Source organism: Acidovorax radicis, assembly GCF_020510705.1.
GTDB lineage: Bacteria > Pseudomonadota > Gammaproteobacteria > Burkholderiales > Burkholderiaceae_C > Acidovorax > Acidovorax radicis_A.
Window position 1 is genome coordinate 4,170,791 of record NZ_CP075184.1, and the last position, 19,780, is coordinate 4,190,570.

The 19,780-nt window shown below is 66.3% G+C and carries 14 protein-coding genes; 5 read left to right on the forward strand and 9 right to left on the reverse strand.

Annotation, left to right across the window (positions count from 1 at the left end; all coding sequences use genetic code 11):
- Positions 1 to 103 precede the first annotated feature (103 nt).
- The 3 genes from KI609_RS19090 to KI609_RS19100 are packed head-to-tail and all read left to right on the forward strand — an operon-like array spanning position 104 to position 8,095.
- Positions 104 to 1,987 (forward strand): glycosyltransferase, encoded by a 1,884-nt coding sequence (locus KI609_RS19090; protein ID WP_226445120.1) that lies wholly within the window; start codon positions 104 to 106, stop codon positions 1,985 to 1,987.
- Positions 1,984 to 7,224, forward strand: a complete 5,241-nt coding sequence (locus tag KI609_RS19095) for a tetratricopeptide repeat protein (RefSeq protein WP_226445121.1) — start codon at positions 1,984 to 1,986, stop codon at positions 7,222 to 7,224. Before KI609_RS19090 ends, KI609_RS19095 begins: the two co-directional genes overlap by 4 nt.
- A complete protein-coding gene (locus KI609_RS19100) occupies positions 7,217 to 8,095 on the forward strand; it encodes a class I SAM-dependent methyltransferase (protein ID WP_226445122.1) in 879 nt (292 codons plus the stop codon). Before KI609_RS19095 ends, KI609_RS19100 begins: the two co-directional genes overlap by 8 nt.
- On the opposite strand, the gene KI609_RS19105 is transcribed toward KI609_RS19100, so the two are convergent.
- Positions 8,034 to 9,014 (reverse strand): class I SAM-dependent methyltransferase, encoded by a 981-nt coding sequence (locus KI609_RS19105; protein WP_226445123.1) that lies wholly within the window; start codon positions 9,012 to 9,014, stop codon positions 8,034 to 8,036. The genes KI609_RS19100 and KI609_RS19105 overlap by 62 nt on opposite strands.
- A gap of 125 nt (positions 9,015 to 9,139) precedes the next feature.
- On the opposite strand from KI609_RS19105, the gene KI609_RS19110 reads away from it, so the two are divergent.
- Positions 9,140 to 9,985, forward strand: coding sequence for a class I SAM-dependent methyltransferase (locus KI609_RS19110; protein WP_226445124.1), 846 nt, complete (start codon positions 9,140 to 9,142; stop codon positions 9,983 to 9,985).
- A gap of 19 nt (positions 9,986 to 10,004) precedes the next feature.
- Here KI609_RS19110 and KI609_RS19115 read toward each other — a convergent pair whose 3' ends face one another.
- The 6 genes from KI609_RS19115 to KI609_RS19140 all read right to left on the reverse strand — a co-directional run bounded on the left by KI609_RS19115 (position 10,005) and on the right by KI609_RS19140 (position 15,953).
- Positions 10,005 to 10,679 carry a methyltransferase domain-containing protein gene (locus tag KI609_RS19115; RefSeq protein ID WP_226445125.1) on the reverse strand — a complete coding sequence of 225 codons (675 nt, stop codon included), beginning with the start codon at positions 10,677 to 10,679 and terminating at the stop codon, positions 10,005 to 10,007.
- Positions 10,680 to 10,696: 17 nt separating this feature from the next.
- Positions 10,697 to 11,773, reverse strand: a complete 1,077-nt coding sequence (locus KI609_RS19120; RefSeq protein WP_226445126.1) for a class I SAM-dependent methyltransferase — start codon at positions 11,771 to 11,773, stop codon at positions 10,697 to 10,699.
- A 276-nt stretch (positions 11,774 to 12,049) separates the two neighbouring features.
- A complete protein-coding gene (locus KI609_RS19125; protein WP_226445127.1) occupies positions 12,050 to 12,385 on the reverse strand; it encodes a hypothetical protein in 336 nt (111 codons plus the stop codon).
- Positions 12,386 to 12,455: 70 nt separating this feature from the next.
- On the reverse strand, positions 12,456 to 13,211 hold the full coding sequence (locus KI609_RS19130; RefSeq protein ID WP_226445128.1) for an SDR family NAD(P)-dependent oxidoreductase: 756 nt from the start codon (positions 13,209 to 13,211) through the stop codon (positions 12,456 to 12,458).
- A gap of 1 nt (position 13,212) precedes the next feature.
- Entirely contained in the window at positions 13,213 to 14,514 is a 1,302-nt protein-coding gene (locus tag KI609_RS19135; protein ID WP_226445129.1) for an FAD-binding oxidoreductase, read from the reverse strand.
- Positions 14,511 to 15,953 (reverse strand): UbiA family prenyltransferase, encoded by a 1,443-nt coding sequence (locus KI609_RS19140; protein WP_226445130.1) that lies wholly within the window; start codon positions 15,951 to 15,953, stop codon positions 14,511 to 14,513. Before KI609_RS19140 ends, KI609_RS19135 begins: the two co-directional genes overlap by 4 nt.
- Before the next feature lie 238 nt (positions 15,954 to 16,191).
- On the opposite strand from KI609_RS19140, the gene KI609_RS19145 reads away from it, so the two are divergent.
- Complete coding sequence (locus KI609_RS19145; protein WP_226445131.1) at positions 16,192 to 16,848, forward strand: CmcI family methyltransferase; 657 nt, start codon at positions 16,192 to 16,194, stop codon at positions 16,846 to 16,848.
- 226 nt (positions 16,849 to 17,074) lie between these two features.
- Here KI609_RS19145 and KI609_RS19150 read toward each other — a convergent pair whose 3' ends face one another.
- Positions 17,075 to 17,377 (reverse strand): hypothetical protein, encoded by a 303-nt coding sequence (locus tag KI609_RS19150; RefSeq protein WP_226445132.1) that lies wholly within the window; start codon positions 17,375 to 17,377, stop codon positions 17,075 to 17,077.
- Between the two features lie 546 nt (positions 17,378 to 17,923).
- Positions 17,924 to 19,219, reverse strand: coding sequence for an Ig-like domain-containing protein (locus KI609_RS19155; RefSeq protein WP_226445133.1), 1,296 nt, complete (start codon positions 19,217 to 19,219; stop codon positions 17,924 to 17,926).
- Positions 19,220 to 19,780: the final 561 nt, after the last annotated feature.

The following is a 19,780-nucleotide window of genomic DNA, read 5'->3' on the forward strand; positions in this document are numbered from 1 at the left end:
CCCCCAGCGCCAGACACCTGCCCCGGCCCGCCAGCGACCGGCGTGCCCTGCCCCAGGGCACGGCAGGTGAAGTGCCTTCACCTCTCACCGGACGATCGGACCCATGCGCGTCTTGCTGGCTTCCAACTACGCCCACCTGCCAGCCATCACCGGCGGGCTTCAGACCACCACCCACGACCTGTGCCTAGCCATCCGCGCGATGGGGGCCGAAGCCGCCGTGCTGTGCGGCCGCGTGGCCGGCGAACCGGGCGGCCCGCCCGCAGCGGGCACCAGCAGCGACGACAGCCTGGGCTACCTGGTGCTGCGGGCCGACGCGCCCGAGCAGGCCCTGCCCATGGCCGCTGCGGCCTGGGGGGCGGACGCCATCGTGGTGCAGAGCGGCACCGCGCTGGCGCCCATGCTGCTGGCCAGCCTGTCCACCGGGCGCGCCACGGCGGCCTACCTGCACAACGTGGAAACCCACCAGCTGGGGGGCAACCTGGCGCCCGATCCTTCGCTGCTGTACTTCGCCAATTCAGCCTTCACCGCCGAACGCTGGCGCGCCCTCTACGGCATCGACTGCGCCATCGTGCCCCCGGTGGTGGCGCCAGAGCCCTATGTGGCCGGGCACACCGGCGAGCACGTGCTGTTCGTCAACCCCGCGCCCATCAAGGGTGTGGAAATGCTCTTCGCGCTGGCCGAAGCCTGCCCGGACCTGCCCTTTCTGGTGATGGAGAGCTGGCACCTGAACCCCGCCTGGAGCGCCTGGTGCCGGCAGCGGGCCGCACGGCTGGGCAACATCGAATGGCAGGGACCCAGCCGCGACATGCGCGCGGTGTTCGCCCGCTCGCGGGTGTTGCTCATGCCTTCGGTGTGGGAAGAGTCGTTTGGGCGCACGGCGCTGGAAGCGCAGCTCAATGGACTGCCCGTGCTGGCCAGCGACCGCGGCCACCTGCCGGCGCTGGTGGGTGAGGCCGGTTTCACGCTGGCGCCTGAAGCGCCGGTGGCGCTGTGGGCACAGGCGCTGCGCTTTCTGTACGACCCGGTGACCAGCGAGCCGCACCGCCAGGCTGCCTTGCAGCAGTCGTTCGCCCATGTGGCCTCCACGCCGCTGATCGTGGGCGACATGCTCGGCCGCCTGGCCCTGCACGCCCAGCAGACCGCGCAGAACAGGGAACAGCAGGCCCTGCGGGTGCCGAACACTGCCAACGGAGCGGCCGATGTTCCTGCTATGGCCACGCTGCGCGAGGTGGCGCCGCGCTCGCCGCGCCGGGCAGACTGCCGCTTCTACCACGCCTGCACGCTGGACGATGGAGAGGACGTGAGCGGCGAATGGGACCTGCGGCCCAACACCTTCGAGTACCTGGGCGAGACCCAGGTAACCGGCCGTTCCGTGCTGGAAGTGGGGCCGGCCAGCGGATACCTGTCGTTCTACATGGAGACCGCGGGTGCTGCCGTGACCTGCGTGGAACCGACCATGGAGCACCTATGGGACCTGGTACCGCACCAGGGTTTCGATACACCAGGCTGGCGGGAAAATTTCGTGTCCGCGATCGAAGGCGTGCGCAACAGCTTCTGGTACCTGCACCAGCAGCACCAGTCCCGCGTGCGCGTGTTCGAGGGTGACCCCTGCGCGCTGCCGGCGGACTTCGGCCCGTTTGACATGGGGGTGCTGGCGTCGGTGCTGCTGCACACGCGCCGCCCGTTCGACCTGCTGCAGAGCGTGGCGGACCGGGTGCGGCACACCATGGTCATCACCGAAATGCACGACCCTTCGCTGGGCGACGAGCCGCTGGCCAAGCTGCTGCCGCACCGGGGGGTGGATCAGATCGACACCTGGTGGCAGTTCACGCCGCAGTTCTTCACGTCGGCCCTGGGCTTGCTGGGTTTCACGCAATGCCGCGTGACCTTCCACCGGCAACTGCAACCGGCCTATGACCGCGACGTGCCGTTTTTCACCGTGGTCGCTGAAAGGCCCGCGCCCGCTGCGGGCGGTTCCCTGGCGTGAGCGAAGTCCCTTCTTCCACGCCGCAGGACCTGCTGGCCCTGGCATGGCAGCGCTTCGGGGAAGGGGATCGGGCAAATGCCCTGCGACTGGCTAGGCAATCGCTGGCCGCACAGGCCACCCCTCAGGCGGCCGCCGCGCTGGGCTACTTTCTGTTCGATGCCAACGAGCCCGAGGCCGCTGCGCAGGTGCTGACACCGGCGCTGGCGCAATGGCCCCACCACGCGACCGCGCACTGGTACATGGGCCTGCTGTGCCGCCAGACGTCGCAGACACAGCCCCCCCACTTGGCCCTGGCCGCTGCATACCTGCGCCGGGCCTGCCAGCTCGACGCCTCCTTGCATGAAGCCGCCGTCACGCTGGCCTGGACGCTGCACGACATGGGGCAGTTGCCGGAGGCCGCCGAATGGGCACAGCATGCGCTGCGGGCATCGCGCGAGCCCGCACGCCTGCTGCTCATGGGTTGGCTGCATCAGCGGCAAGGGCAGTTGGAGCCCGCCGTGCCCCTATACCGGGAGGCGATCGCTACCCTGCCTTTCGACGCGCCTGAACAAGGCCGTCTGCACCTGCATCTGGCACAGTGCCTGGTCGATCTCCAGCGCCCGCGCGAGGCCCAGGCAGCGCTGGAAGCGGGGCTGGCCAGGCTGGCGTTCGACCCCGAGCTGACGCCGGCGCTGGCTTGGCACCACTGGGGCATGGGCCAACGCTCTGCGGCCATCGCACTGGCGCGGCGCCAGACCGAGGCCCACCCGGACCGCACCGAGGCCTGGTACCTGCTGGGTGTGCTGCAACAAGCATCGAACAACCTGGTGGCCGCCGACGCCTGTTTTGCCGAAGTGCAGCAGCGCGACCTCACCCACTCCGATGGCTTGCTGCGCCGCGCACAGATTCAAGCCGGTTGGGGCCATGCGACCGATGCGCTCTGGTTGTTGCAGCAGGTGCTGAACCAGCAACCCGGGCTGCCCGCCGCCCAGGGCCTGATGGCGCAGGTGCTGATCGACCTGCAGCGCCACCAAGAAGCCCGTCGCCTGTTGATGCCCATGTTGCGCGAAGCGCCTCGGCAAAGCGAGCTGTGGCGCCTGCTGGCCGTGGCGCGCTTGCAGGGCGGGCACCGGGCGGCCGGGCTGCGCGCGCTGGAGCGGTCGCTGCGCCTCGACGCAGACCACGTGGCATCGCTGGGCACGCTGGGCTGGATCCTGCTGGAAGATGGCGATCTGCACCGCGCACAGGCCGTGGTGCAACGCCTGTTGCGGTTGCGGCCCGACGACGTGCTTGTGATGTGCCAGGCCGCGTTCGTGCTGGTGGCGGCCGGCGAGATCGCCACGGCCCAGGCGCTGGCCCAGCGCGCGGTGGCGCAAGCGCCAGCAGACGCAGAGGCCTGGCGGGCGCTGGCGGCGGTGCGCCACCGGCAGCGCCACCTGAGCGAGGCGCAAGCGGCGGTGGAGATGGCCTTGCAGTTGCAGCCGGACCGGCTGGACAGCCTGCGCCAGCTCGGCTGGATCCTGCTCGCAGACCAACGCTTCGCACAGGCCCAGCTGGCCTTTCTGCGCGCACGCTCGCTGCGGCCTGAAGACCCGGTGTGCCTGCTGGAGCTGTCCGAGGCACAGCTGCGCGGCGGCGCGTGGGCGGCAGGCATGGAGACCGTGGACGAACTGCTGGCGCGCCAGCCCGACCATGCGGGCGCCATGCTGCTCAAGGCCCGGCTGCTGACCGAAGGCGCGCACCATTTCCCTGACGGCCACGCGCGCGCCCTGGCCCTGTGCCAGCGCTTGCTGGCCGCACAGGAGCGCGTGGGCGAAGCGGCGCGGGTGCTGGTGCGGCTGACGGGACTGGGCGAGGCCGGGGCCCAGACCGCGCTGGCCTTGCTCGCGCCTTCGCTGCGGCGCGCCCTGCTGCAAGAGGCGATTGCGGAGGCATCTACCCGCCACGGGCACGCCCCCCTGGTGCGCCTGGCCAACCTGGCGGCGCAAGACTTCCCGCACGAACCCTGGGCCGGCTGGGCGGCGCTCCACAGCGCCTCCCTTTGCGAAGCCTCACAGCCCGAAGACCTTGCCCGCTTGGCGCGCCTGCGGTACCGCGAACTCAAGCTGCGCGCCGGCATGGACCTGAGCCCTCGCTCGCCCGCGCAGCCGCGCAAGGGCGCGCGGCCTCGCATCGGCTACGTGGTGAGCCAGTTGCATGTGAGCCTGCTGCGCCGGGCGCTGGCCAGCCACGACGCGCAAGCGGTGGAGGTGTTCGTGTTCAGCAACCGGCCACTGCCGCCGCTGCCGGGCCACATCCACTGCGAACCGCTGGACATCGACACCTTGCCTTCTGCCTGTGCGGTGCATCGCATCGATGTGCTGATCGACACCGGCGGCCTGCATCCCTTCGAAGGCCAGATGGACTTGCTGCGGCTGTATGCGCGCCGCCTGGCCCCGTTGCAGGTGGGCTGGCTGGGCTGCTGGGGTACATCAGGCGGGTTGTTCGATGCCTACCTGACCGACTTCGCTTCCATTCCTCCCGCGCACGAGGCCCGGTACGAAGAAGCGCTGTGGCGCATCGAGGGCGGCCAGTGGTGCTGGGACCCGCCGGTGCACGCGCCACCGGTGGGGCCGTTGCCGGCGCTGGCGAACGGTTTTGTCACCTTCGGCGTGCCCACGCGCGGCCTGCGGTTGAACCCGGCGAGCCTGCAGGCCTGGGCGCAGGTGCTGTTGGCGACGCCCGGGTCGAGCATCCGCTTCATTGGCGAACTGGCCCACGACTGGCCCCAGCGCACGAGTGTGCTGGCCACGATGCGTGAGCAAGGCGTGGACGCGTCGCGCGTGGCCTTTGACCCGACGCGCTCTTACGAAGGCCTGCTGGCGTGGTTTGAAGGCATCGACCTGCTGCTGGACAGCTTCCCCAGCAACGGCGGCCTGAGCCTGCTGGACGCGCTGTGGATGGGGGTGCCGGTGGTCACGCTGTCGGGCGAATGGGCCGGGGCACGGCAAGCGCTTTCCATCCTGGCGGCCATGGACCTAGAGCACTGGACCGCCACCGATGTGCCCACGTACGTGCAGACGGCGTGTGCGCTCGTCCGTGACCTGCCCTTGCTGGGCCAGCACCGCGCGGACCTGCGTTCCCGCATGCGGGGTTCACCGTCGGTGGATGGTCGGCGCGTGGCGGCCCAGATCGAGCGCCGGTGCGAGGCCTTCGTGCGCAGCCTGACCGCCGAAGAAACCGGTGACGACCCCAAGGACCGCGTGCGCGCCCAGGCCCGGCGCGCGCTGCACGACTGGCTGGACAAAGACGCGATCCTGGCATTGCCGGCGCCTGCAGCGAACGGGGAGCCACCGGCCCTGAGCGTGATCGTGGTGCTCTACAACCAGGCCGGCCTCACCCGCAAGACCTTGCAGGCCCTGGCCGACCAGCGCGGTGTGTCGTTCGAGACCCTCATCGTGGACAACGCATCCAGCGACGAAACCGCGGCCCTGCTGCAGCGGGTGCGGGGGGCGCACATCGTCTCCCACGGACACAACCTGGGCTTTCTGCGCGCCGTGAATGAGGCCGCCCAAAGGGCCCGAGGGCGCCATGTGGTGCTGCTCAACAGCGACGCCATTCTGCAGGAAGGCGCGCTGGCGGCTGCCTGCGCCCGGCTGGACGCGGAACCGGCCATTGGCGCACTGGGCGGGCGCATCGTGCTCACCACCGGAGGCCTGCAGGAGGCCGGCAACCGCATCTTCCGAGACGGCTCCACCGTGGGCATGGGCCGGGGCGAAGACCCGTTCTCACCGGCCGCCATGGCCGGTCGCGCGGCGGACTATGTGTCGGGCGTGTTCCTGGCCGTGCCCATGGCCGTGTGGCGCCTGCTGGGCGGGTTCGACGACCGCTTTGCACCGGCCTACTTTGAGGACACCGACTTCTGCGTGCGCGTGTGGCGCGCCGGCTTTCGCGTGGTGTACGCGCCGGAAGTGCTGCTGGAGCACCTGGAATGGGGCAGCGCCCAGGGCGACGAAGCGCCGCGCCAGATGCGCGAGAACCAGCGGCATTTCCTGGCGTGCCACGGCGAATGGCTGCAACACCAGCCGACGCCCTCGCCGCAGCCGCTGGACGCTGACCGCTGGCGTTCACCGGAAGACCAGCCGCGCCGCCCGCGCGTGCTCGTCATCGACAACGAAGTGCCGCACATGTTCAAGGGCGGCGGCCTGCCCCGCGCGCGGCTGATGCTGCAGGCGCTGCGCGACTGGCCGGTGACCTTCTTCCCGCTGTGGGTGGCCGAAGACCACTGGCGGGACGTGTACGCATCGCTGCCGCCCAGCACCGAGGTGATGCTGGACCATGGCACAACCCCTGGGCTGGACCGACTGGAAGCTTTACTGGAACAACGCCGGGGCCTGTACGACGTGCTGGTGGTCAGCCGCCCGCCCAACCTGAAGGCGCTGCAGCCGCTGCGCCAGCGCAGGCCGGAGCTGTTCGAGCCCATGCGCATGGTCTACGACGCCGAAGCGTTGTTCGCCCTGCGCGAGATCGCAGAGGCGGCCGTGAAGGGCAGGCCGCTGAGCCGCGCGGCGGCCCAGGCGCGGCTGGCCGGCGAGATCGGCCTGGCCAACGGCACCGACCATGTGTTCGTGGTGTCGGACCGCGACGCGGCCCTGTTCCGCGCCGCCGGCCACCGCGTCACCCTGCTGAGCCACGCCACCACCTTGCGCCGCACTGCGCCCGGGCCGGCGCAGCGCAGTGGCCTGCTGTTCGTGGGCGCGGTGCACCCCGACACGCCGAACGAAGACGGCCTGGTGTGGTTCATCGAACAGGTGATGCCCTTGCTGCGCGAGCGCATGGCGCTCCCGCCGGTGCTTTCGGTGGTGGGGGTGAACCGGTCCAGCCGGGTGAGCGAACTGGCCGGGCCGGACGTACTCCTGCTGGGACCCCAAGCCCAGTTGGAGCCGCTGTACGACAGCGCCCGCGTGTTCGTGGCGCCGGTGCGTTACGCCGGCGGCGTGCCGGCCAAGGTGATCGAAGCGGCGTCGAACGGCATTCCGGTGGTGGCCTCTTCCGTGCTGGTGCGGCAGCTCGGCTGGGACGAAGGCATCGACATCCAGGCGGCGCGCGACGCCAGCGCATTCGCCGACGGCATCGAGCGCCTGTTGCGCGACGACGCGCTCTGGTTGCGGCAGCAGGCGTCGGCCTGGGTGCAGTGCGGCGCCCGCTACAACGAAGAGCGCTTTGGACAGGCGCTGCGGCACGTGCTGCAAGGCATGCAGCGAGACGGCAATGCGTGAACCAAGCATCGAGCACCCAGCCAGGCGCCACCCGCTGGAGGTGAAGGCCCTGACCCGCTACCGCTGGCTGGTGCGGCTGGGCCAGCACCAGGCCGCGCTGGAATGCCTGTGGGACGCGCTGGCCCAGGAGCCCAACCTGCCAGAGGTACATGTGACCCTGGCAAGGCTGCGCTGGCCGGGGGCCGACTACCGCTTCTGGCTCTCCTGGTTCCACGAGCAGCTCGCACCCCGCACCTACCTGGAGATCGGTGTGGAAAAGGGCGAGTCGCTGGCGCTGGCCTCACCAGCGACAAGGGTGATCGGCGTTGATCCATCGCCGCTGGGCGATCCTCTGAGCCGCTGCCAGGGCATTGCCCGGCTGTATCGCATGAAGAGCGCAGCCTTCTTCGCTGCGGTGCCGGCTGACAGTGGGCTGGCGCCCGAAGGTTTCGACCTAGCGTTCATCGACGGTGACCACCATTTTGAAGCAGTGCTCGATGACTTCATCGCGGCCGAGCGCTTCGCTGCCCCGGGCGCAGTGGTGCTGCTGCACGACACCCTGCCCTTGAGCGCATCGACCGCGAGCCGCGAGCGCCGCACCGGCTTCTACACCTCCGACGGCTGGAAGATCGTGCCCTGCCTCAAGGGCCTGCGCCCGGACCTGCGCATCGTGACCGTGCCCACCGCGCCGGCCGGTCTCACGGTGGTGACCGGGCTCGATCCCGCCAGCCGCGTGCTGAGCGAGCGCTTGCCACTCATCCACCAGGCCTACGCCGCCCTGCCCACCAAACAGGCGCTGGCGGCCCCCGGTGCCATGTTCTCGCTCGGCCTCAACGACCCGCGCTGGATGGCCGACTGGCTCCACCGCGTTGACTGCGCGCGCGGGCCATGACACACGCCATGTCGCGCTGCAGGCGCCCGGTGCGGAACAGTTCTTCTTCGGCGCCCAGCAGCGCCTGCAACCAGGGCCTGGCGGCGGCGTCCTGGAAGTTCTGCGCGATGTCGGACAACAGCACCCGCAGGATGGCGCCGCCGTAGGGCCGGCGCTGCAGCACGTCAAAATGCCGGCCCAGCAGGGGCAGCACTTGCGACGAACGCACCGCCTCGCTGGGATCGATGGCCACCACCGCTTCCACCGTGGGACGGCTGAGGTTACCCTTCACCCGGCCGTCGTAAAGAGAGCGCAGATGCCCGGGCAGGAGGTCCAGCAACTGGTTCAAGAAGCGCACCTGGTGGTCGGGGAACTGGAAGCGGTCGGGGCCCACGTACTCGTCCAGAAACAACCAGCCCGTCGGTACCAGCAAGCGGTGCAGGCTGGCGTAGAGGTGCTCCAGGTCGGCACAGTGGTGCACGCTGGAGACCCCCAGCACTGCGTCGAAACTGGCGGGCTCGAAACCGGGCTGCCCCAGCGGCAGGTGGTTCATGTCCGCCTGCAGGTACTGGATGGCCAGGCCATCGGCGGCGGCGTTCGCCCGCGCCACGGCCAGCACCTTGGCCGAGAGGTCGATGGCCACGATCTCATTGGCCCAGCCGGCACGCGCCACCTGGCGTTCCACCGTGCCCTGCCCGCAACCCAGCACCAGCACGCGCCGCAGCGGCAGGGGCTGTGCGGCACCCACGGTCTGAAAAAACCATTCCAGTGGCGACACCGCCGCATCGCCTGTCACCTGCTCCTGGATGTGCTCACGCACGGCATCCAGGTGCAGCCATTGCAGGCCATGGGCCAACCAGGTGGCAGGGTCGCCCCAGGCAGAGTCCAGATGGGCGGCCAGGTCCTGGTCCAGGGCGGTGGAAGATGGAACAGGTGACATGCGATGCGGGTAGACAAGGGGCTGCACAGGCAGGGCTGGAAAAATGCGCGTGAGGTGACCGGATCATTGTGGCTCAATACGGTGGCGGCGCCCCTCCACCCCACACCTGACAACATCACATCGCCATGCCCGAGCCCACCACCGAACGGTTTCCCCCTGGCCACTACTACTCGGCCCTGCCCGACCTGCAAGCCGTGCGCGACAACGAGGCCCGGTTGTTCGGCCCCATGCCGCGCGCGCTGCCCGGCATCGACATGCAGGAAGCCGCACAACAGGCGCTGCTGGAACGCTTTGCCGGCTACTACCCGGACATCCCCTTCACCGACCAGCCCAGCCCCGGGCTTCGCTACCACTACCAGAACCCGGCTTACGGTTACTCCGACGCGATCATGCTGCACTGCATGCTGCGCCACCTTGCGCCCCGGCGGGTGGTGGAAGTGGGGTCGGGCCATTCGTCGTGCGTCACGCTGGACACCATCGAACACTTCCTGGACCACCCCGTCCACACCACCTTCATCGACCCCTACCCGGCCTTGCTGCAATCGGTGATGCACCCCGGGGACGAGGCCCGCACCACGGTGCTGGGCCAGCCCTTGCAGGACGTGCCGGTGGAGGTGTTCCAGGCGCTGGGCGAGAACGACGTGCTGTTCATCGACTCCACCCACGTCAGCAAGGTGGGCAGCGACGTAAATCGCCTGCTGTTCGACATCTTTCCCCTGCTGGCGCCCGGCGTGGCGATCCACCTGCACGACATCTTCTACCCCTTCGAATACCCGAAGGAATGGATCCTGGAAGGCCGGGCCTGGAACGAGGCCTACCTGGTGCGCGCCTTCCTGCAAGACAACGCGCGCTTCCAGGTGCTGCTCATGAACACCTACATGTCGCACTTCCACCGCAGCTTCTTCGAGCAGCACATGCCGCTGTGCCTGCGCAACGAGGGTGCCAGCCTGTGGTTGCGCAAGACGGGCTGAAGAACGGTCAGGTGAAGCGTCAGGCCTGGGGCTTGGCGTGGCCGGTGAGCTGCGCGAGTTTGGCCCCGTCTTCGCTGGCTGCCTGCAGGCACAGGATACCTTCCACGCCGTGCCTGCGGCCATTCATGTAGCGCTCCAGCCGGTCGAGCATGCGCGCCGGGTGCTGCCCCACACAGGCCGCGTCCTTCACGAACACCGCCACGAAGTCGTTCCAGATGTCGCGCTGCTGGTGGGTGGTGAACGACTCCAGCAGGGCCGGCTGCCACCCTGAGCGAACGCCCCAGCGCACCAAGGCCTCGCCAGCGTCCGGGTAGAAGCGCCAGCAGTCCGCCGGGTAGCGGTGGAACTCGCCGTTGCTGGGCGCGTTCAGGTAGAACAGCCCTTCGGGCTTGAGCACGCGCAGCACTTCGTTGAACATGAGCCAGAACATCTCGATGTGCTCAAAGCACGAGCTGCTGACCACCGCATCCACGCTGCCGTCGGCGAGAGGCAGGTGGTAGGGGTCGTCCAGCACCAGGTCCACACCCGGCCCGGCCGCGAAGTCCAGCCCCACGTAGTTCATGCCGGGCGAGGCCAGCGCGCGCAGGGAACCATTGACGTCCTGCGAGCCGATGTCCAGCACCGTGGCCTGCGCGTGGCTGGCCAGGTAGGTCTCGAAAAACAGGGCACCGTTGTGCATGGCGCTCGGGTGCATGCCGGCTCCTTCTTTTGTCAGTCTGCGCGACGGCGCAGCAACACCAGGTCCTGGTTGCCGGCCATGCCTTCGATGATGTCGAGCACATCGAACCATTTCGCCCACCGGGTCATGATGTAGTCGCGCGAATGCATCACGTCGCGGTAGTAGGTCTGGTCTGCCAGCACCTCGGTGAGCTGAGCATTGGCACCGTTGTCCAGAATGCCCTTCTCGTGCGCGACCAGCGCCATTTCAGGCGGCGCCCGGTACAGCGACATCTGGGCCAGGCCCTGCACCGACAGCAGCAGCAAAGCTTGCGGGCGGGTGATGCGCTGCAGCTCGGCCAGCCACGCGTCCTGCACGGGTTCGTCCAGGTGGGTGAGCACCGACAGGCCCACCACCAGGTCGAACGCCGCCGCCGGGAAGGGCGTGGGCGGCATCAGGTCCACCTGCAGGAAACGGCCCTGCGGCAGCAGGCGCACACACGCCGCCACGTTGTCCGGGTCGATGTCGATGCCGGTGACCACTGACGACCGCGCAGTGAGGTAGCGGCAAAGCCGCCCGGCACCGCAACCCCAGTCCAGGATGGCCTGGAAGGAAGCGAGCGGCCGGTCGAATCGCTCCAGCAGCAGCGCTTCCACCCGCTGGACGATGGTGGCACCGCCAAGCCGGTAGGCCTGTTCGTCCGGCTTGCCGATCACGCGTTCGATCTGCGCCGGTGTGGGCATGCCAGGCTCGGTGGCCGGGTCTGCGAGGTACCAGGCCGTACGGTACGACAAGCGGTGCTCGCCCAGTGGGCCGGTCACATTGAAGCGCGCAAAACCGTTGGGGAACAGCTCGCGGTCAGGCCTTCGCTGGTGCCAGGCAAAGAAGCGGGAAGCCTGCGCGTGCGGCATGTCGGGGAACGTCGCGGTGAGGTAGGCGGATTCCAGGGGCCAGTCAAGCTTGTCGAAGGCAACGCCATTGATCAGAAAGCGCATCCGGTCCTGGCGGTCCCAGACCGTCAGAGCCCATCCGGAGATCAACAAACCGTCGTCGGAAACGACAACTCCCTCCGGCAGCCATCGCAGGTGCTTTGCTCCCGCCAACTGAATCTCTGCTTGGTGTATGTCCATTCGAGAGCAAGGATGAGCCCCATCGAGCGATGGTCGTGCGAAATATACAAGAGGTTGCGCAAGCCCGATGACTGCAGTACCTCACACAGGCGCCATTTGGGCACGCGCCCTTCTCCGCACCCAATGACCGCTTGGTAGCCGCCAGCGTGAGTCCATCTGGTAGCACCCACGGGCAACTCCCGCTGCAGAACTGCCTCTCACGGGGCATCGGCGCCTCCTGGCCGATTGCGGCCAGAGTCTGAGGATACATCCTCTGCGGCGTTTAGATAGTCGGGTTCACAGGCCAAGAGTAATGGAGAAGGCACGGGGGGCGTCAAAGGTCTTGGCTGACGGCCTTGGTGACACCCCGCAGTTCATCACACCCAGAAAAGCCCCCGTTTGAAAATAGTTAAACCATTGACTCAGCCTGCGTGTGGGGAACGTGCGACAGGGGAGACTTTCACGCCAGTAGGCGTTGCGGCTCAGAAAGCGGCCAAAGCTGCCGAAGTCCAGGAGCTGCTGGGGCTGCAGCGCGTGTGCGTACTGCATGATGAGCTGGAAGTCGTCCTGGAAGAACCAGGAGCTTTGCGCATACGACAGGTAGAACGCGCCGGTGAACAGCAAGGCCAGCAACAGCCCGAGCTGAACGGGGACTGGCGTCAGGGGCCTCTGCGGGCGGTGGAATTGCGGTGGATCTCCATGCTCAGATTTTCATTCGGTTGAAGACGGCACGCGGCAGATGGCGGATGACCAACATGATCCAGCGCCACCGCCCGGGCACATACGCCAGCGCCTTGCCCGCCTCGATGGCGGCGACCGCTTGGCGTGCGACTTCCTGCACGTCGGCGAGCCGGGCGCCTTGTGCCTTGAGGTGTGCGGTCATCGGTGTTTCGGTGGGGCCGGGCTCGATCAGCACCACCCGCACCCCCGTGCCGGCAAAACGGTGCTGCAGCCCCTGGGCATACCGCGCGATCAGGCCCTTGGCCGCGCCGTACACGTAGTTGGACCTGCGCCCCCGGTCACCGGCGACCGAGCCGATCAGTGCCAGGGAACCCTGATCGTGCAGGGCCATGTGGCTGGCGAAGGCTTCGGCGAAAAGTACCGGCGAAACCCCATTGATCTCCAGCGCCTCGCGGCAGGCCACCAGGTCCTCCTGGCACACCGTCTGCGCGGGGAGGCTGCCATGGGCGATGAGCACGATGTCCACCGGCCCTTGCCGCGCAATGCCATCGACCGTGGCGCGGATGGCCAGCGGGTCGAGAAAATCCGCTTGCACGCCACGGATGTCGGACTGCGGACTGCGCACCTGCAGATCACCAGCCACGCGCGCCACTCGGCCAGGGTCGCGGCCGACGAGGGTCAGGTCCACGGGCTCGGCCTGCACCCACAGCCGAGCACAATGTTCGGCGATGGCCGAGGTGGCACCAATGATGACGATTTTTCTTTTGCGGTCGCTCACATCAACTCCTCAACAGCCGCCGCGAAAGCCCCGAGCTGACGCCTGGGTCGCGGAATGCCGCAAATTCATCCAGCCTCGGATACCCCGCCTCGAACAGTGCCCTGGGCATGCGCGCGTCCTTGGCCGCATACAGCCGGCCGCCGGCCTCGGCCACGATGGCATCGAGCCGCTCGAACAGGGCCAGGGTCCTCGCCCCCCGGTGGGGAAAGTCCAGCGACAGCGTCACGCCCGGCTGCACAAAGCTCAGCATGCCGGGCGGTGTCCGTTCGCCAAAGGTCTTCAGCACCGCCAGGAATGAGCCCTCTCCCGAACGCGCGATCTCGCCCAACATGGCTTCAGTGGCGGCCGCCCCGGCACGGCGCGGCACCACGCTCTGGTACTGGAAGAAGCCTGCGGGCCCGTACAGGCGGTTCCAGCCGAGCAGTGCGTCCAGCGGATAGTGGAAAGACTCCTGGTGCATCACGGCCCGGCCAGCCCTCATCCTGCCCCGATGGAAGTACAGCGCGTTGAACGGCCGCAGCGAGAAGCGGTTCACCAGCAAGATCGGTGGCACGCAGGGCACCCTCAGAACCCGGGGGACCGGCTCGGGCCGCGTCTGCGGTCCGGCCGGAGAGGCCCGCATGAACAGGCCGCGCGCCCGGGTGCCCGAGAGGCAATCGATCCACGCCACGCTGTGCTCCCAGCTGGCCTCGGACTCGTCTGCGAGGCCGAGGAACTCCTGCAGGCCCGCGAACGGAATGGTTTCGGTATCCAGCCATGGGCCAGTCAGCCGGCGCAGCTGGATCTCGGCCTCGGTGATCACCCCGGTCAGGCCCAGACCGCCGACCGTGGCCGCCCACCATTTGGGCCGCAAACCAGGGCCGCAATCCAGCGTGCTGCCATCGGTGCGCACCAGCCGGATGCGCAACACATGGTCGCCGAACGTTCCGTACCGGTGGTGGTTCTTGCCATGGACATCGTTTGCAATGGCTCCGCCCACCGTGACCTGTTGCGTGCCGGGCATGACTGGCAGCGCCCAGCCCCGAGGCAAGGCCAGGCGCTGAATGTCACGCAGCAAGACGCCCGCTTCGCACGCCAGGCGGCCCGTGGTGCCATCAAAGCTGATGAAACGGTCCAGGCCCGCTGTGAGCCAGAGCAGACCCGCCGGGTTGAGGCAGACGTCGCCATAGCTGCGGCCCATGCCATGGGCCAGACCGGGAACGCGGGCGCCGGCGAGCACGCTGGCCACCTGCGCCGCATCGTGCAGGCCGATAGTGTGGTGCGGGTCGGCGCTCAGGCGTCCCCATGACGCAACGCCCCTCAAGCCACCACCCTGGCCAGCGCGAACGCCAGCGCCAGCAGTGCGGCTACCGTCCAGCTGGCCCTGTCCTTCAGCGCGAAGACCACGGGGTCGTCGTGCATGTGGCCACGGTGGGCAATGAGCCACGCGCGCGAAACCCAGTACAGCAGCAACGGGCAGGCCAGCCAGATGAAGGCAGGCGTGGCGTACAGGCGAGCCGTGTGCTCGTCCTGTATGTAGAGCGCCAGCACCATCACCGCGATGTAGCCCGCGCCACCCCCCAGGCTGGCTATGAGGCCCAGGTCCTGCGTGTCGTAGCCGCGGCCCCGCAACCCGACCACCCGGCCAGCGGGCGAGACCGCGCGCAGCTCGCTGTAGCGCTTGAGCAGGGCCAGGCTGAAAAACAGGAACATGGAGAACGCCAGCAGCCAGAACGACAAAGGCACGCCAATGGCAGTTGCCCCGGCCACGATGCGCAGCGTGTACAGCCCCGCCAGCGTCAGCACATCGACCACCGGCATCTGCTTGAGCCGCAGGGAATAGGCCAGTGTGAACAAAAAATACGCCACGAGAGCCACCACGAATTGCCAAGGCAACCTGGCGCCTGCAATCAGCAGCGCCACCACCACCAGCGCAGGCCAGGCCGCCCAGCCCAGCACCAGATCCAGATTGCCCGACGCGAAAGGGCGCAACCGCTTGCCCGGGTGTTGGCGGTCATCGCTCAGGTCGACCAGGTCATTGAGCAGGTAGACGCTGGAGGCCGTCAGGCTGAAGACAACGAACGCCCACCAGACATTCCCCACGCTGGCGCCATCAGCGTAGCGGTGTGCGGTCATCAACGGAACAAACACCAGCAGGTTCTTGACCCACTGGTGCGGGCGCATGGCACGCACCAGCATCTCCCAGGCAGTGGGCCGGCCACTGGCGATATGGCGCCCCGGCCGCCCCAGACCGCGCACCTGCCCCAACACACCCGCGAGCCCCCCCACCACATGAGCCTGGGCCGCAGATCTCCACACAGGAAGATCGGCCCAGTCATTGCCCACATAGTCAAAACCACCTTCTCCGAAGCGGGCCACCAACGCATCCAGCTTGGCATGGGCCTTGAGATTGAGCGCCCCTTGGGTGGCCAGCACTTCATCGAACAGGCCCAGGTGCCTGGCCACCTGGTCGGCCAGAAGCTGGTGGCTTGCCGTTGCGAGCACCACGCGGCGCCCCTGGCCCTTTTCCTCCCGCAGCCAGGCCAGCAGTTCCTCATTGAAAGGCAGCGTGGCCGGATCGAGGACACTGGCTTGTGCCAGGCGTGCCTTCAGCGTGGCCTTGCCAGCCGACAGCCAGGCCAGCACCTGGAAGATGCGCCAAGGCTGTGCGACGATGACGCCATTGGCCGTTTCGGCCAACAGGTCGGTCTTGAGCAGAGTGCCGTCGAGATCTACGACCAGCGGAACCTGCGAGTGATTCACCGTGCCTCCCTGTGTCAGCTACCGTTGTTTCGGTGTAGCCGACCATCGGCTGCGATTTATCATCGTCCGGATTGTCCTGCAGAACCCGTGATTCCAAGAGTTATGAGCTCGCGCACTGCAGCTGCAAACGCATTCGAGAGCCGACATTGAAAGCTGAAAGCGAATTTCCGATGCCACTTCCTCATTGGCCGCTGACCAATGCCCGCGTGGAGACAGGGCGATGCTGAATTTCCACCCCATGGAAATGCGCCTGGACGCCACTCTCGCAGAGGTGCTGCCTGTCGTGCAGCAGGGCATCATGGACCACACGACCTATTTCGGCATCCGGACGCTCAAGAATCCGCTGGATGCCTGGGTTTACCAGGAAATCATTGTCGAGACCCGGCCCAATGTAATCGTCGAGATCGGCAACTTTCATGGCGGCCACCTGCTGGCGCTGGCGCATTTGTGCGACGCCATGGGCCATGGGCGGGTCATCGGCGTGGATCAGTCGCACCATCTGGTCCCCCCCGTGGTGCGCGACCACCCTCGGGTGACGCTGATAGAGGGCGACGCGTGTGAAACCTTCGCGCAGGTGCAGCGGTTGATCGCGGCGGATGAGCAGGTCCTGCTGATCGAGGACAGCGCGCACACCTTCGACAACACCCTGCAGGTCCTGCGGCAGTACGCACTGCTCGTCCAGCCCGGTGGCTACTTCATCGTGGAGGACAGCATCTGCCACCACGGACTGGAGGTCGGACCGAAGCCTGGCCCCTACGAGGCCATCGAGGCCTTCCTGAATGAGAACCCATGGTTTGAGAGTGACCGCAGCCGCGAGCATTTTCTGATCACCTGGAACCCCCGGGGCTACCTGCGCAAAAGGGTGCCCACAAGCGGCGTCAGTCGGCCGGAATGACCAGGCCCTTGCGTCTGGCGATCACGGTGTACAGAACGTGGCCGTACCAGCCTATGTGAGAGACCCGTGCGGCGGGCGATCTCCCGGATGGACAGCTACTCTCGCAGGGCCCAGCGCCTGATGACACTCAGTGTTGCCACGTCTATCACTCCTGGTCTCCTGCTGCTCAAAGAAGCAGCAGGTTAAGGTTAGTACGTGGGTCAGGTTTGGATGGAAATCCTGGGGATCAGTGGGTCACTTCTGCGTGGAAATCAACAAGAGCAGCCCTGACCGATTCGTCAAGCTGTTTCCACTGTGAATCTTTTATTGTTTGAAAGTACTTTGCTTGCCATGCCCAAACGCCTCCGCCAGTTTGGACCGCAAAAGCTTCAACGCCGGAATCGGGTCGACCTTTGCGGACGAACTCAACGTCGCTAGGGCACGATGACCTTGCAATAGGCGTACAAAGCTCCTCGAAGCCATTTTGTTTAGATCCATTCAAGGGCAAGATCGACGCCCAGTCCAGGTCAGGTGAAGTGCGGGTGGTCACGTCTATCAATGATGTGTGTTCGGGGGGCGGTCGCGAGGACTGGCTAGGCTCGGCGAACTGTTATCCAACTCTAACTATGAGCTAATGACAGCAATTGCGCATTTGGGGCAATGCCTGATCCATAACTGCGCTGGCGGTGATAGGTCTTGAATTGAGAGCCTCGCTAGGCTCCGATGTTCAATGACTGCTCTCGTACTGTGCAGCCTTTCGCCAACTGCTGGCTGAGCGTCCGCAACCAGCCTTTATGCACAGCTGTACATAAAGGCTGGTTGCTGTCGCTCAATCAGCAGTCGTTGAACGACTGCTGCGATCACAACCAGTCATTCGACTAAACGTCACGGGCGGCTGCTTGAGGCTGGTTGCATTCATTCGCAGCAGACGGTCCAAGCGATGAAGGCGGAGGATATCCCTAAGTGAAAATTATCCACCACCCTAGCGCTCCGCCGTGCAGGGCGTGCTCTCAACGCTCGGACTCTTCACTCAGCGACGTGCGCGCGTAAAGGCCACCGTGAAGGCTCCCATCAGCAAGGACAGAATGATCATTCCTCATTGAGACAGCGTGGGAATGGAGGCGGGTGCCACGGCACCGAGACGCGCCCCTGGCGAGCAGACTTCCACGCCTGGGGACAGGCCGGTCACCGCCACTGGCGTCACGCAGAAGAACATATAGCTGCCATCGTCCGCGGGTACTGTTGTATACCCAGACGCGTTGCCCACGTTTACGCCACCAACCACGCTATTGGTGGGGCTGCGCACCCAGCGGAAGGTGGAGATGCCTTCCAGATCAGCATTGACATCGGTGTAGGTGTAGTTGCCCGTCAGTGTCTGGCCCACCGAAGGCGTGCCAGTGATGGACACACTGGAGGCAACGGGCACGGCCTGCGGCGCAATCGTAATGGTCACTGTGGCGTCATCGCACATCCCGGCGTTGGGGGCCGGAAGGCACAGACGGTACACGAAGGTATCGGTGCCGGTGTAGCCGGTGTTGGGCTTGTAGGTGTATTCACCTGTCGCCAGGTTGAGTGGTGAGACGAGGCTGCCGTTGGTAGGCAGTGTGATCGTCGTGAAGGTGGAGCCCGCCAGGGTGAAATCGTTCTTTGCGACCGAAGCAGTGAGCGGTGTGTTCACCTCCGTGGCCTCTGTGTCGTTCACGGCATCGGGTGCCACCGTCACCTTGACTGAAGCCGTCGCACACTCTGCCTGATCCGGCGCCGGTTTGCACTGCTGGTAGGTGAACGTGTCTTCACCCACAAAGCCGGTTTTGGGCTTATAGGTGAAGGCGCCAGTAGCCGGGTCGTCGATGGTGACCGAGCCGTTGGGGGGCTGCGTGGTGACTACGAACGTGGAGCCTGCCACCGTCTTATCGTTGGTGGCAACGTTGCCACTGACAGGTACGTCGCGCGGTGTAATGGCAGTATCGTTGTTGGAACCGATGGCTCCTGCCAGCAAATTTATCGGCACCGTTTCATAGTTCACCCAAGTACCAGGCACCGCCGCTGCATCGGCCACAGCCAGGTTGTCCAGCTCAAAGCTTCCTCCGCCCTGGTGCCCGATCACGATCCGCCCGAAGCTGGTGCTGGTCCCCTGCAGCAAAAGGTTGACGTAGCCATAGGTCTCAGTGGGAATGCGACCCGCTGGAGGATTTGGGTTGCCAAAGTAGGCAAGCTTTGCATATTCGCTGCCGTTGATAGCGGTGATATTGCCGCCACCACCCAGGAGCGTTGTCAGCGAGTTCGTGGTGAATGTCACCAACAGATTGTTGGCATCATCATAGAACTTGATGGTGTTGCCGGCATTGCCCGCTGACCACCAGAAGCCCACGTACTTTCGGTCGCCCGTCAAAGAGACGGAAACCTCATCGGTGCTTGGAATGGCGAGATACTGCCCCGTACCATTTGCGCCGCCATAATTGCCGGCATTGTCCCGTCTGACGCCGACTGTAGCGCCAGACCACGACCCTACCGCAAAATTTCCCGAGGCGCCAATAGCCCCGGTGGCACCCGAGAAAGGTTCAACAGTGGCACCCGCTCGTGTCGTGTTCTGCTCACCGGGGGGAGAGGTACATTCCCAAAGTCTGAGCACCGACATTGAAGCCGCTAAGCAAAGACGCCGCGCCAATTAGTAGGGCCGACAACTGCGGGGGGCGAAGCAAAGAACTTTGGGTAAAGCGCATTTGAGTTTTGAAGTTGAAGAGCGTCATGACATAAGCCCGCGAATCTCGGCGTGTTTGACACCACATGATTCGCCGGGTCTACGCACAGAACGAGCGTAGAAGGAAGAAAAATCAGAGAGGCAACCGGACATTTCCGACCCTCTCACCTGGGTTTTGTGGACGCGATGATATTTTAATGACCACGCAGCGCTACCCCCCATCTCAAGCGGGCAACGATTGTTAACATTCTT